Source organism: Sphingomonas colocasiae (genome assembly GCF_019880585.1).
GTDB classification, from domain to species: domain Bacteria; phylum Pseudomonadota; class Alphaproteobacteria; order Sphingomonadales; family Sphingomonadaceae; genus Sphingobium_A; species Sphingobium_A colocasiae.
The window spans coordinates 401780-415167 of sequence record NZ_JAINVV010000004.1 but is presented as its reverse complement, the minus strand read 5'-3'; the positions used below and the strand labels follow the sequence as shown (position 1 = coordinate 415167).

The window sequence follows — 13388 nt, the reverse complement described above, 5'->3', positions numbered from 1 at the left end:
TCGCGTGACGCTTTTGCTGCACTGCACAAAAAAGCTTGCAATTGGCTGCGGCGCACTATATTGTGCAGCGCAACATAAGCAGGACCGCAGTATGAGCGCCACCGTGAACGCCACTGGCAACAAGGCCGATCCGGCCGCGAAGCCAGCCCCGGCCAAGACCGTGAAAACGACGCGGACGGCAGCGAAGCCGGCCGCAGCAGAGAAAGGAACGACCAAGATGACCGACACCGCGAAAGTGACCGAAACCGTCAAGAAGGCCGCGACCGAAGCCACCAACCAGGCGCAGGCCGTGTTCGCCGACCTGAACGACCGCGCCAAGGCCGCCGTCGAGAAGAGCCAGAAGATCGCCGAGGACCTGGCGGACTTCCAGAAGGGCAACCTCGAAGCGTTCGTCGCTTCGGCCAAGGTCGCCGCGCAGGGCCTCGAGACGCTGGGCCAGGACGCCGCCGAAGTGGGCCGCAAGAATTTCGAATCGGCCCAGGCCGCGCTGAAGAGCTTCGCCGCCGCCAAGTCGCCGACCGATTTCTTCAAGCTGCAGAGCGACTATGCGAAGTCGGCGTTCGACTCGTTCGTCGCGCAGACCTCGAAGAACACCGAAGCTTCGCTGAAGCTGGCCGGCGACGTGTTCCAGCCGCTGTCGAACCGCATCGCGGTCGCGGCCGAGAAGTTCAAGACCGCTGCCTGATAGCGACAGTCGTGTAGAGTGAAGAACGGCCGTCCCTTCGGGGGCGGCCGTTCTTGTATCCGCGCCGCACGATTTTCATCGCGCGGACGCCGGACCCGCCGTATTGCCCCTTGCCCGCGCGGCCGCGCTTGCCATATTCTGCGCTTATGCGTGACGAGAAACATCTTCCGCCCATGATGGCCGGCCGCAAGGGCGGCGAGGACGAGGGCACCGGCCTGGGCGTCGCGACGCGCACCCGCGCGCGCACCAAGAAGCCGACGCCCTACAAGGTGCTGATGCTCAACGACGATTATACGCCGATGGAATTCGTCGTCCTCTGCCTGCAGCGCTTCTTCCGCATGAGCATCGAGGACGCGACTCGCGTGATGCTGCACGTCCACCAGAAGGGCGTCGGCGTCTGCGGCATCTTCAGCTACGAAGTGGCGGAAACCAAGGTCACGCAAGTCACAGACTTCGCCCGGCAGAATCAGCACCCGCTGCAATGCACGCTGGAGAAGGCATAGGGGTGGCCCCTCCTTCACGTCATGCCAGCGAAGGCTGGCATCTCCCAACCAGCGCGCACTGACCTGAACGATGCGCGGCGGCTGGGTCTATATCATGACCAACCGGCCGAACGGCGTGCTCTATACCGGCGTGACCGCAGACATCGCGGCCCGCGCCACCCAGCATCGGACAGGACAGGGATCGGGCTTCTGCCGACGCTATGGGCTGACCCGCCTGGTCTATATGGAACGCCATGACGAGATCGAGACCGCCATCCTCCGCGAGAAGGCGATCAAGGCCTGGCAGCGGGAATGGAAGATCCGTCTGATCGAGACGCAGAACCCGGATTGGGACGATCTGTATCTCAGGTTGAACGCCTGAGCATGAAATCGCGCCCTCTGTCCGGCAGACCCCAGCCCTCGCCAAAGGCGAGGCCTGTCCTGAGCGCCTGCTTGCAGGCAGTCGAAGGGCTGGGGTGACGCCCATTCTTTACTGTCGCGTCATGCCAGCGAAAGCTGGCATCTCCCAACCAGCTCGCGCAAACCCGCCGCCACCCCCCCTACCGGCTCCAGTCCACGATCAGCCAGCCATGGCCCCTGGCCATCCGGCGCAGTTTCGGGCTGGGGTTCACCGCGATCGGCACGTCCGCCCAATCGAGCACCGGCGCGTCGGAGACATGGTCCGAATAGAAGCGCACCGTGCAATCGGGGCGGTCCAGCCCCTGGGTGGCCAGCCAGGCCTGGATCTTGCGCAGCTTGGCCGGGCCGTAGCAATTCTCGCCGTCGATCCGGGCCTGGATGCGGCCGTCGGGCAGGCAGAAGCTGTCGGTCGCGATCACCTCGTCCATGCCCAGCGCTTCCGCGATCGCGGTCACATAGATGCGGTAGGACGCGGTCGCCATGATCAGCCGGTGGCCCGATTCGCGGTCCGCCGCCATCTGGCGCAGCGCGCCGGGATAGATGTTGGTCGCCACCGTCCGCGCCGCGAAGCCGCGCGCCAGCGGCGCCAGCTCGGCCGACGGGATATGCCCGCCGGTGAGCAATCGCTGGTTGATCTCCTTCAGCCTGGACCGGTCGATCAGCCGGCACGCATAGGCGGCCATCACCAGCAACGCGACGGGCGCCAGCAGCAGCCGCCAGGGCGAGCGGCGCAGCGCGACATGGAACAGGAAACCCGTATAGGTTCCCCGGCGCGTGATCGTCCTGTCCATGTCGTAGATCGCCAGCGCCGTCATCCGTCCGCCTTTCCTGTCAGCCCAACGCGCTTGCCCCCCGCGCCATAATCGCGCAAGACTCCAAGTGCATGAGCGAAATGGCGGATTTCATTCAGGAGCATGGCGAAGCCGGCTGCGAGCTCAGTTTCCTGGGCAGCCTTTCGATCGCCCGGCTGGGAGACGTGCCGCAGCGGCTGGCCACGCTCGCCGTGCCCGTCGACGTCATCCGGCTCGACCGGATCGATCATATCGACACGATCGGCGCCTGGCTGGTCTATCGGCTGAGCCGCGACCATGGCGCCGAGATCAAGGGCGCCGACGCCGACGCCGCCCGGCTGATCGAACAGGTTTCCGCGTCCGACCAGCCGGTGCGCATGCGCCCGGACCGGACGCCGCCGCATATCCGCGTGCTGGGCGAGATCGGCGACGCGACCGCGATCGCGGGGCAGACGCTGCTGGGCCTGCTCGGCTTCTTCGGCGCCACGATGATCGCGGCGTGGAGCGTGATCCGCCACCCCGCCCGTTTCCGCATCAACGCCGTTGTCCAGCGCTTCGAGGTGGTCGGCGTCTCCGCGCTCGGCATCATCGGGCTGATGAGCTTCCTGATCGGCATCGTCATCGCGCAGCAGGGCGCGGTGCAGCTTCGCCAGTTCGGCATGGAAACCTTCACCATCAACCTGGTCGGCCGAATCACCCTGCGCGAGCTGGGCGTGCTGATGACCGCGATCATGGTCGCCGGCCGATCCGGATCCGCCTTCGCCGCGCAGCTCGGCACGATGAAGCTGACCGAGGAGGTGGACGCGATGCGGACCATCGGCGTCTCCCCGCAGGAGGCGCTGGTGCTGCCGCGCGTGATCGCCACGGTGGTGCTGATGCCGCTGCTGGGCTTCTACGCCTCGCTCGTCACCATCCTGGGCGGCCTGATCTGGTGCTGGATCGATCTGGGCATCCCGCCCGTCACCTTCATCCAGCGCATCCGCGAGGTCGTGCCGATGACCGACCTGTATGTCGGGCTGGTCAAGGCGCCGGTGTTCGGCGCGATCATCGCGATGGCGGGCTGCTTCCAGGGCATGCAGGTGAAGGCCAATGCCGAGGAAGTGGGCCAGCGCACCACATCGGCCGTGGTGCAGGCGATCTTCCTCGTGATCGTGCTCGACGCCTTTTTCGCGGTCTTCTTCACGTCGATCGGGTGGACATGAGCTTCACCGAAACCGACATGACCGAGGATCTGCCCGAGGTGGCGGAGGGCGACACGCTGATCCACGTGCGCAACCTGAAGAACAGCTTCGGCGATCAGGTGGTGCATCAGGGGCTCGACCTCGACGTGCGCAAGGGCGAGATCCTGGGCGTGGTGGGTGGATCGGGCACCGGCAAATCGGTGCTGATGCGATCGATCATCGGGCTCCAGACCCCCGACGAGGGCGAGATCAGCGTGTTCGGCCAGTCGATGATCGGCCGCGACGAGACGGATGCGGTGGCGATCCGCAAGCGCTGGGGCGTGCTGTTCCAGGGCGGCGCGCTGTTCTCCACGCTGACCGTGGCGGAGAATGTGCAGGTACCGCTGCGCGAATTCTATCCCGACATCAAGGCGCCGCTGCTCGACGAGATCGCCGCGTTCAAGGTGACGATGAGCGGCCTGCCCGCCGAGGCCGGCCCCAAATATCCCGCCGAACTTTCCGGCGGTATGCGCAAGCGCGCCGGGCTGGCGCGCGCGCTGGCGCTCGATCCCGAACTGCTGTTCCTCGACGAGCCGACGGCGGGGCTGGACCCGATCGGCGCCGCCGCCTTTGACGAACTGACCTCCGAGCTCCAGAAGATCCTGGGGCTGACGGTGTTCCTGATCACCCATGATCTCGACACGCTGTACGCGATCTGCGACCGCGTGGCGGTGCTGGCGGACAAGAAAGTGATCGCGGTTGGCACCATCGACGAGTTGCTCGCGTTGGACCATCCGTGGATCCAGGAATATTTCAACGGCCCGCGCGGCCGTGCCGCGGTGGCGGCGAAGCAGAAGAAGAAGGGCTGAGCGCCGATGGAAACCCGCTCCAATCACGTCCTCGTCGGCAGCGTCGTGCTCGGCCTGCTCGCGGCACTGGCGATCTTCACGGTCTGGCTGGCGCAGCTCGGCGGCGGATCGGAAACCAAATACGACATCTTCTTCAAGCAGTCGGTCGACGGGCTGGCCAAGGGATCGAGCGTCAGCTTCTCCGGCGTGCCGTCCGGCCAGGTCGACGAGATCGCGCTGTGGCCGCGCGATCCCGAATTCGTGCGCGTGCGCATCCGCGTGAAATCCGAGACCCCGGTGCTCCAGGGCACGACCGCGACGATCCAGGGCGTGGGCTTCACCGGCGTGTCGCAGATCATGCTCGACGGCGCGGTCAAGGGCGCGCCGCCGATCACCGATATCGGGCCGGGCGGCGTGCCCGTGATCCCCACCAAGCCCGGCGCGCTGGGTGAATTGCTGTCGAACGCGCCGCAGCTCCTCGAACGGCTGACCACGCTGACCGAGCGGCTGACATTGTTGCTGAGCGACCGCAACCAGGCGTCGATCGCGGGAATCCTGGATAATGTGGAGAAACTGTCCGGATCGCTGGCCGAGCGCGGACCGGAGATCGCGGCCACGCTGGCGCAGACGCGGATCGCGATCGAACAGGCGGGCAACGCGGCGGAGGAGATCGGCAAGCTCGCCGGCACCACCAACGACCTGCTCGACAAGGAAGGCCGCCCGCTGATGGCCGATCTGCGCAAGACCGTCGCGTCGGCCAAGGCGAGCATGGACACGCTGGACGCGGCGATCGGCGATGCGCGGCCGGGCCTGCAGGCCTTTTCCAAGCAGACGGTTCCCGAGGTCGGCCAGCTCGTCCGCGACCTGCGCGACATGTCCGAAGCGCTGACGGCGGTGGCGACCCGGCTCGATCGCGGCGGCGCCGGCGCGCTCGTCGGATCGCCCAAGCTCCCCGACTATAAGAAGAAGGGCAAATGATCATGGCGCGCCAAGCACGCATCCTCAGCCTGACGATCCCGTTCGCCGCCCTGCTGGCGCTTTCCGGCTGCATCAGCTTCGGCGCGAAGCCGCCGCCGACCTTGCTGACGCTGTTCCCCGCCGCCGCGATGCCGGCGGGCGAGAGCCGCACCGCCGTCGCCGGCCAGGGGGTGACCATCCTCACGCCGCGCGTGCCCGCGGCACTCGCCAACAATCGCATCCCTGTGCGCAGCGACGATACGAGCATCGCCTATGTGAAGGACGCGCAATGGGCGGATTCGCCCAACCGCCTGTTCCGCGCGCTGCTCGCCGATGTCGTCACCGCGCGCACCGGCCGCATGGTGCTCGACAACCGCCAGTTCAGCTTCGATCCCGGCACGACGATCTCGGGCGAGCTGCGCAACTTCACGATCGACGCCGCGTCGATGCAGGCGGTGGTCACCTATGACGCGGCGCGCGCCACCGATGGCGGCGCGAAGATCGAGGAACGCCGCTTCGAGGCGCGCGCGCCGGTTTCGACGATCGAACCCGGCCCCGCCGCCGTGGCGCTCAACACCGCCGCCAATCAGGTGGCGGACCAGGTCGCCGCCTGGATCGGCAATTGAGATAACGGGCGGATCAGGAGCCCCTTTTGCGTTACTTCCTCGATACCGAGTTCAACGGCTTTGGCGGCGCGTTGATCAGCATCGCGCTCGTCCCCGAATTCGGCGACGAGGAATTCTACGCGATCCTGCCGATGGCCGATCCGGTGGTGCCCTGGGTGGATCGCCATGTGATGCCCTATCTCCACATGGTGCCGCCCGCGCTCGACATGACGATGCGCGCGGACGAAGCCGCGCACGAGGTCGCCCGCTATCTGGCGCATGATCCCAAGCCCGTGATCGTCGCCGACTGGCCCGACGACATCGCCTATTTCTGCAAGCTGCTGGTGATCGGCAACGGCGTGATCGTCGATATCGACGATGTCGATTTCAGCTTCCTGCGCTCGCCCGGCTTCAGCCCGGCGGCCAACAGCAAGGTGCCGCACAACGCGCTGCACGATGCGCGGGCGCTGCGCGATTTCGTGCTGGGCGGGCGTTGAATCCGCCCCGGGGTCGTTAACTCTTGTCATTCCCGCGAACGCGGGAATCCAGCTTCTTCTTTCTGATGCTTCACGGAAAAGATGGATTCCCGCGTTCGCGGGAATGACAAGGTGAGGCGTCGATCTTGATCGGCCCAATCCTACCCCAGGCTTTTCGATGCCTGTTCGAACACGTCCTTCGACAGGCCCGGCGTCTCGACGATGCGGCCGAGGGCGGCGCGCATCAGGGTGGCGCGGGCTTCGTCGAAGCGGCGCCAGCGGCCGAGCGGCGGGACGAGCTTCGCCGCCGTCTGCGGATTGATCCGATCGAGCGCGACGATGATGTCGACCAGAAAACCATAGCCGCGCCCGTCCGCCGCGTGGAAGCCGCGCTGGTTGGCGGTGAAGGCGCCGGCGAGCGCGCGGACGCGATTGGGGTTGGCGAGCGTGAAATCGGGGTGTTTCTCCAGCGCGAGCACCGCGTCCAGCGCGTCGTCGCGCGTCGAGAGCGCCTGGGTGGTGAACCATTTGTCGAGCACCAGCGCATTGTCGCGATAGCGGCGGTAGAACGCCTCCAGCGCCGCTTCGCGCAGCGCGGAATCGCCGTTGACCAGCGTGGTCAGCGCGCCCTGCCGGTCCGTCATATTGTCCGCCCCGGTGAACTGGGCATGGGCGAGTTCGGCCGCGTCGGCGGCGCCCGCCGCCGCGATATAGCCCAGCGCCACCGTCTTCAGCCGGCGCGCGCCCTTGGCGGCGGGTGAATATTCGAAGCGATTGGCCTGCGCGCCCGCATGCGCCGCGCGCCATTCGCCCTCCAGCGCCTTGCCCAGATCGGTGCGCAACGCTTCGCGCGCGCGGTGGATCGCGTCGGGATCGACGACGAGCATCTGTTCGCCGACGAACGCCTCGCTCGGCAACAGCACCGCTTCGCCCACGAACGCCTTGTCGAGCGCGGGATCGGAAAGCGTGTTGCGCACCGCCTCGATCACCGCGCCGTGATCGCCCCGCCCTTCCGCCACCGCGGCGACGAGCGTGTCGAGCATGAGCTGCTGCATCGCCTCGTACCGGGCGAAGGGATCGTCGTCATGCGCCGAAAGAAAGGCGAGATCGGCGGCGTCGCGCCCGGTCTCCACGGTGACGGGCGCGGAGAAGCCCCGATTGATCGAGAGCACCGGCCGCGTCGCGATATCGTCGAACACGAAGGTCTGGCGCGGTTCGGTCAGCAGGATCAGCCGTTCGTCGCACAGCGGGCCGGATGTTTCGCCGCAGAACAGCCGGGTGCGCAGCGGCAGCACCATCGGCTGCTTGTCCGGCTGGCCGGGGGTAGCGGGCACCGCCTGCTCCAGCGTCAGCCGCGCCGTCGTCCCCTCATGATCGAGCGTCGCCACCACGCGCGGCGTGCCGGCCTGGCTGTACCAGCGGCGGAACTGGGTGAGATCGGCGCCGCCGCCATCCTCCATCGCCACGACGAAATCCTCGCAGGTCGCGGCTTCGCCGTCATGGCGCGCGAAATACAGGTCGGTCGCGGCGCGGAAACGCTCTGGCCCCAGGATCGCATGCATCATGCGGATCACCTCGGCGCCCTTGTTGTAGATCGTCGCGGTGTAGAAGTTGGAGATCTCCATATAGGATTCGGGGCGGATGGGATGCGCGAGCGGCCCCGAATCCTCCGGGAACTGGGCGGCGCGCAGGGTGCGGACATCCTCGATCCGCTTGACCGCGGCGCTGCCCTGATCGGCGGAGAATTGCTGATCGCGAAAGACGGTGAAGCCTTCCTTCAGCGACAATTGGAACCAGTCGCGGCAGGTGACGCGATTGCCCGACCAGTTGTGGAAATATTCGTGCGCCACCACGCCCGCGACCGCGTCGTAATCCGCGTCGGTCGCGGTGTCGGGATCGGCCAGGATGTAGCGCGAGTTGAAGATGTTGAGGCCCTTGTTCTCCATCGCGCCGAAATTGAAATCGGCGACGGCGACGATGTTGAACACGTCCAGATCATATTCGCGGCCATAAACCGCCTCGTCCCACGCCATGGAGAGCTTGAGCGCGGTCATGGCGTGATCGGTCTTGGAGAGATCGGCGGCGCGCACCCAGATGCCCAGATCGACCTTGCGGCCGGACAGCGTGGTGAAGCTGTCGCGATTGGCGACCAGATCGCCCGCGACCAGCGCGAACAGGTAACAGGGCTTGGGAAAGGGATCGCGCCATTCCGCCCAGTGCCGCCCGTCCCCGGCATCGCCCGCCGCCACGGGATCGCCATTGGCCAGCAGCACGGGATAGCGCGCCTTGTCCGCCTCCATCCGCACGCTGTAGCGGCTGAGCACGTCGGGCCGATCGGGGAAGAAGGTGATGCGGCGGAAACCCTCGGCCTCGCACTGGGTGCAGAGCAGCCCGCCCGAGGCGTAGAGCCCCATGAGCTGGGTGTTGAGCTCGGGCGCGATATCGACCTCGACCTCCACGACATGCGCGCCGCCCGGCAGCGGCACGACCAGCGCGTCGCCATCGAGCCGCCAGTCCGTCGCCACGCCGTCGATGCGCAGCGCCACCGGGGTCAGCCCGTCGCCGTCGAGCACCAGTGGCCGGTCATGATCGCCGTTGCGCACCACCTGAAGCCGCGAGGCAACGCGCGTGCGCATCGAATCCAGCCGGAAATCGAGCGCGATATCGGGCACCAGCCAGTCGGGCGGGCGATAATCCTCGCGGCGGATGACGGCGGGTGCGGCGGTGGCTTGGGCATCGAGCATGGTCAAAGCCTTACGCCCCGGTGCGGGGGCGTGCAATTGGGCTTGCATCGCCGGCGACACGCCATAGCCTGCCGCCGGTTGGGGGGAGAACCATGATGCGGCACGGCAGGACCATGATCATCGCGGGGGCGGCGCTCGCCATGGCGCTGCCCGCGCTGGCGCACGCGCAGGGCTTCGATGTGGAGGCGGCGACGCGCGCCTATGTCGATACGCTGCACGGCGCGGCGCGCGCGAAATCGGACGCCTATTTCGAGGGCGGATACTGGATGATCCTGTGGGGCGCGCTGGTGTCGGTCGCCACCTGCTGGATCCTGCTGCGCTTCGGCCTTTCCGCGCGCTTCCGCGACTGGGCGGAACGGCGGACGAAGCGCCCCGCGCTGGTCGCCGCGCTCTACGCCCTGCCCTATATCGTCACCGCCACGCTGATCACGCTGCCCTGGACGATCTATGCCGGCTATGTGCGCGAGAAACACTATGACCTGATGAGCCAGGATTTCAGCGGATGGGCGGGCGAACAGGCGATCGGGCTGGGCATCGGCATCGTCACCACCGCGCTGCTGCTGGCGATCATATTCACGGTGATCCGCCGCGCCCCCCGGCTCTGGTGGCTGCTGGGCGCGGGCGCGATGACGGTGTTCATCGCGATCGGGCTGCTGATCGCGCCGGTCTTCATCGCGCCGCTGTTCAACACCTATAGCGAGATGCCGGCGGGGCCGGTGCGCGATCGCATCGTGGCGATGGCGGCGGCCAATCACGTGCCCGCCGAGCATATCTATGTGTTCGACGCATCGAAGCAGAGCAAGCGCATCTCCGCCAATGTCTCCGGCCTTGGCCCGACGATCCGCATCTCGCTCAACGACAATCTGCTCAACCGCGCCTCCCCGCCCGAGATCGCGGCGGTGATGGGCCACGAGCTGGGCCATTATGTGCTGCGCCATATCTGGTGGCTGATCGGCATGTTCGGCCTGTTGTTCCTGGCCGGCTTCTGGCTGGTCCATCGCATCGCGCCCGCGCTGATCGCGCGCCACGGGCCGGGCTGGCGGGTGCGCGGGGTGGACGATCCCGCCGCGACGCCGGTGTTCTTCGGCATCGCGACCGTGCTCGGCCTGCTGGCGACGCCGATCACCAACAGCATGATCCGCACCAGCGAGAGCGCCGCCGACGCCTTCGGGCTGGACGCCGCGCGCGAGCCCGACGGCTTCGCGCTCACCGCGATGAAGCTTTCCGAATATCGCAAAATCTCACCCGGCCCGATCGAGGAGATGCTGTTCTTCGATCACCCCTCCGGCGAGACGCGCGTGCGCATGGCGATGCGGTGGAAGGCCGATCATATGGGCGAGGCGCCGGCGAAATAGCCATGGCATGGCGTGCCGCCCGAGAACGGTTGGGGAATCGAGCGCCACGCCGATGACACGCGATCGCCGCGTGACGATCGCGGCGTTTTCGGCGAAGAGGCCCGGATGCCCACGCTTTTCATCTTCGGACTCGGCTATACCGCATCGCGCCTCGCCGCGCGGCTGCGCGCGGAGGGCTGGCGCGTCACCGGCACGGGGTGCGCGGGCGATGTCGCCTTCGACGATCCGGCGGCGGTGCTGCTTGGCCTTGCCGGCGCGACGCACCTGCTGTCGAGCGTGCCGCCCAAGGACGAACGCGATCCGGTGCTGGCCGCCTATGGCGAGGCGATCCGCGATTTCGGCGGCTGGCGGGGCTATCTCTCCTCCACCGGCGTCTATGGCGACAGCGGCGGCGCATGGGTGGACGAAAGCGCGCCGATCGGCGCGGGCCGGCGCACCGCGCGCGCGGAGGCGGACGCGGCATGGCAGGCGCTGGACGCCCATGTCTTCCGCCTGCCCGGCATCTACGGCCCCGGCTGCTCCCCGCTCGACCGGGTGGCGCGGGGCGCCGCGCACCGCATCGCCATGCCCGGACAGGTTTTCAGCCGCATCCATGTCGACGATATCGGATCGGGCGTGATCGCCGGGTTCACCGCCCCGCCGGGCGTCTATAATCTGGCGGACGACCTGCCATGCGCGCAGAACCAGGTGATCGAGCATGCCGCCGCGCTGCTCGGCGTCGCGCCGCCGCCGTTGCTGGCGATCGACGATGCCGGCCTGTCGCCCGCCGCGCGCGCCTTTTATTCGGAGAACCGGCGCGTCGCGAACGGCAAGGCGAAGCGCGTGCTGGGCTGGCGCCCCGCCTTTCCCGATTATCGCGCGGGGCTGGGCGCCCTCAGCGCGAACAACAGCCCGACCAGCGCCAGCGCGCAGCCGGCGATGGCGAGCGGCGACCAGCGATAACCCTCGAACACCGTCGACAGGAACATCGCAATCACCGGGATGATCACGCTGGTATAGGCCGCCATCGCCGGGCCGATCATCCGGATCAGCCCGAAATAGAGCGTGAAGGCCAGCGACGAGGCGATCACGCCCAGATAGAGCAATCCCGCGATATAGCCCGCGCGCCATTCGATCACCGGCGGCCCGGCGGTGATCCAGGCGAACAGCCCGTCGCACAGCGCGCCGATCAGCATCGCCCAGCCGAGCATCGTCGCCATCGGATAGAGGGCCGCGCGGCGGCTGGCCTGCATGACATTGGCGGTGGAGGCGGCGAACACCCCCGTCAGGGTGAAGCCGATGCCGAGCAAGGTGCCGCCCTGCGACGCATGATCGGCGCGCGCCTCGTGCACGAACAGCAGCCCGACGCCCAGGATCGCGACCGCCGACGCGGCCAGGAAGCGGCCGCTGACGCGCTTGCCCAGGAAGATCCAGGAAAACAGCGCGTTGGGCACGATCAGCAGCGCGAAGACCAGCGCGACCAGCCCCGAGGTGATATGCTGTTCGGCGCGATAGACGAAGTTGAAGTTGATCACGAACTGCGCCAGCCCCAGCGCCGCCGCGAAGGCCAGCCCGCCGCGATCGAGCCGCAGGCTTTCACGCCGGACGCGGGCGACGACGAGCAGCACCAGCCCGGCGATCAGAAAACGATAGCAGATCGACCAGCTTGGCGGCACATGGCCGAGCTGATCGCGGATCACCAGCCAGGTCGATCCCCAGATCAGCGTGACCGCGACGAAGGGGAATGCAACCGCCGCGCGCGTCGGAGCAGGCGTTCCCCCCGCGCTCACAAGCGTGCGATCGCGTCCGCGAGCGGGCGGATATCGTCGACGCTCTGGTTCCAGCTCGTCACCAGCCGCGCCTCACCCTCCGCCCAGTCGTAGAAATCGAAGCCCAGCGCGCGCAGAGAGGCCGCTTCCGCCGCCGTCACGCGCAGGAACACCTCGTTGGCCTCAACCGGATAGAGCAGCCGGTCCCCCGCCGCGTCGCCCAGCAGCCGCGCGCCCGCATTGGCGGCGCGCGCGTTCTCCAGCCACAGATCGCCATCGAGCATCGCCAGGATCTGCGCGGCAAGATAGCGGCCCTTGGACAGAAGATGACCCGCGCGCTTGCGCCGGTACAGCGTCTCTTCCGCCAGTTCGGGGCGGAAGAAGATCAGCGCCTCCGCCGACATCGCGCCATTCTTGACGAATCCGAAGCTGAGCACGTCCACGCCCGCGCGCCACGTCATATCTGCGGGCGCGCAGCCCAGATGCGCGATCGCGTTGGCGAAGCGGGCGCCGTCCATGTGCAGACCCAGTCCGCGTTCGCGGCACAAGGCGCCGAGCGCCGCCACTTCGCCGGGCGTGTAGACTTCACCATATTCGGTGGCATTCGTGATCGACACGGCGTGCGGCTGAACATTGTGCACGGACTTGCCGATCCGATCGATCACGCCGCGCACCATCTCCGGCGTCAGCTTCGCGCCCGGCCCGGCCGCCGTCATCAGCGACGCGCCATGCGTGAAGAAGCCCGGTGCCCCGCATTCGTCCACCTGGATATGCGCGTTGCGATGGCAGACGATCCCGCCATGCGGCGGGCAGAGCGCGGCGAGCGCCAGCGAATTGGCGGCGGTGCCCGTCGATACCCAGAGCGCGCGGACATCGGTTTCGAACAGCGCCGAAAAGCGCGCGTCGAGCGCCTGGCTGTGCGCGTCCGCGTCATAGGCGGTATCGACCACATTGACCTGAGCCAGCGCCGCGAGGACAGCGGGGGAGACCGGGGCGGCATTGTCGGAAAAGAAGCGCATGAGCGCCCATTGCTGGCCTTGGCGGTTCAGGTCAACGGCCAGTTGGCGCGTGATGGCATCTGTGGGCGAAGGGGGCGCCCCTGTCGCTCCAGCGAAAG

General features: G+C 67.5%; 14 protein-coding genes. 10 read left to right on the top strand and 4 right to left on the bottom strand.

Annotation, left to right across the window (positions count from 1 at the left end; translation table 11 throughout):
- Positions 1 to 91: 91 nt before the first annotated feature.
- The 3 genes from K7G82_RS08430 (at position 92) to K7G82_RS08420 (ending at position 1549) form a co-directional block, all read left to right on the top strand.
- A complete protein-coding gene (locus tag K7G82_RS08430; protein WP_222989408.1) occupies positions 92 to 685 on the top strand; it encodes a phasin family protein in 594 nt (197 codons plus the stop codon).
- Between the two features lie 146 nt (positions 686 to 831).
- The gene (gene clpS / locus K7G82_RS08425) at positions 832 to 1188 is read left to right on the top strand and encodes an ATP-dependent Clp protease adapter ClpS (RefSeq protein WP_425517252.1); all 357 of its coding nucleotides are present in this window, start codon (positions 832 to 834) and stop codon (positions 1186 to 1188) included.
- A gap of 70 nt (positions 1189 to 1258) precedes the next feature.
- Positions 1259 to 1549, top strand: coding sequence for a GIY-YIG nuclease family protein (locus K7G82_RS08420; RefSeq protein WP_222989407.1), 291 nt, complete (start codon positions 1259 to 1261; stop codon positions 1547 to 1549).
- A gap of 178 nt (positions 1550 to 1727) precedes the next feature.
- Here the strand turns inward: K7G82_RS08420 and K7G82_RS08415 are convergent, their stop codons facing one another.
- On the bottom strand, positions 1728 to 2402 hold the full coding sequence (locus tag K7G82_RS08415; protein WP_222989406.1) for an HAD family hydrolase: 675 nt from the start codon (positions 2400 to 2402) through the stop codon (positions 1728 to 1730).
- 68 nt (positions 2403 to 2470) lie between these two features.
- On the opposite strand from K7G82_RS08415, the gene K7G82_RS08410 reads away from it, so the two are divergent.
- Genes K7G82_RS08410 through K7G82_RS08390 form a run of 5 tightly spaced genes read left to right on the top strand, consistent with a single transcriptional unit; the run spans position 2471 to position 6445 of the window.
- Positions 2471 to 3580 carry an MlaE family ABC transporter permease gene (locus tag K7G82_RS08410; protein ID WP_222989405.1) on the top strand — a complete coding sequence of 370 codons (1110 nt, stop codon included), beginning with the start codon at positions 2471 to 2473 and terminating at the stop codon, positions 3578 to 3580.
- A 17-nt stretch (positions 3581 to 3597) separates the two neighbouring features.
- On the top strand, positions 3598 to 4407 hold the full coding sequence (locus tag K7G82_RS08405; RefSeq protein ID WP_246623460.1) for an ABC transporter ATP-binding protein: 810 nt from the start codon (positions 3598 to 3600) through the stop codon (positions 4405 to 4407).
- A gap of 6 nt (positions 4408 to 4413) precedes the next feature.
- Positions 4414 to 5364 (top strand): MlaD family protein, encoded by a 951-nt coding sequence (locus K7G82_RS08400; RefSeq protein ID WP_222989403.1) that lies wholly within the window; start codon positions 4414 to 4416, stop codon positions 5362 to 5364.
- Between the two features lie 2 nt (positions 5365 to 5366).
- Positions 5367 to 5969 (top strand): ABC-type transport auxiliary lipoprotein family protein, encoded by a 603-nt coding sequence (locus K7G82_RS08395; protein WP_343228543.1) that lies wholly within the window; start codon positions 5367 to 5369, stop codon positions 5967 to 5969.
- A gap of 26 nt (positions 5970 to 5995) precedes the next feature.
- On the top strand, positions 5996 to 6445 hold the full coding sequence (locus K7G82_RS08390) for a hypothetical protein (protein ID WP_222989401.1): 450 nt from the start codon (positions 5996 to 5998) through the stop codon (positions 6443 to 6445).
- 140 nt (positions 6446 to 6585) lie between these two features.
- Here K7G82_RS08390 and pepN read toward each other — a convergent pair whose 3' ends face one another.
- On the bottom strand, positions 6586 to 9168 hold the full coding sequence (gene pepN / locus K7G82_RS08385; RefSeq protein WP_222989400.1) for an aminopeptidase N: 2583 nt from the start codon (positions 9166 to 9168) through the stop codon (positions 6586 to 6588).
- 95 nt (positions 9169 to 9263) lie between these two features.
- Here pepN and K7G82_RS08380 point away from each other — a divergent pair, with 95 nt between their 5' ends.
- Together K7G82_RS08380 and K7G82_RS08375 are read left to right on the top strand one after the other, a co-directional pair.
- Positions 9264 to 10523: a M48 family metallopeptidase gene (locus K7G82_RS08380; RefSeq protein WP_222989399.1), complete on the top strand. Its 1260-nt coding sequence runs from the start codon at positions 9264 to 9266 to the stop codon at positions 10521 to 10523.
- 105 nt (positions 10524 to 10628) lie between these two features.
- Complete coding sequence (locus tag K7G82_RS08375; protein ID WP_222989398.1) at positions 10629 to 11465, top strand: Rossmann-fold NAD(P)-binding domain-containing protein; 837 nt, start codon at positions 10629 to 10631, stop codon at positions 11463 to 11465.
- Here K7G82_RS08375 and K7G82_RS08370 read toward each other — a convergent pair.
- Positions 11375 to 12292: a DMT family transporter gene (locus tag K7G82_RS08370; protein ID WP_222989397.1), complete on the bottom strand. Its 918-nt coding sequence runs from the start codon at positions 12290 to 12292 to the stop codon at positions 11375 to 11377. The two genes, K7G82_RS08375 and K7G82_RS08370, sit on opposite strands and share 91 nt — an antisense overlap.
- The gene (locus K7G82_RS08365; protein ID WP_222989396.1) at positions 12289 to 13290 is read right to left on the bottom strand and encodes a threonine aldolase family protein; all 1002 of its coding nucleotides are present in this window, start codon (positions 13288 to 13290) and stop codon (positions 12289 to 12291) included. The genes K7G82_RS08370 and K7G82_RS08365 overlap by 4 nt, the downstream gene beginning before the upstream one ends.
- Positions 13291 to 13388 lie beyond the last annotated feature (98 nt).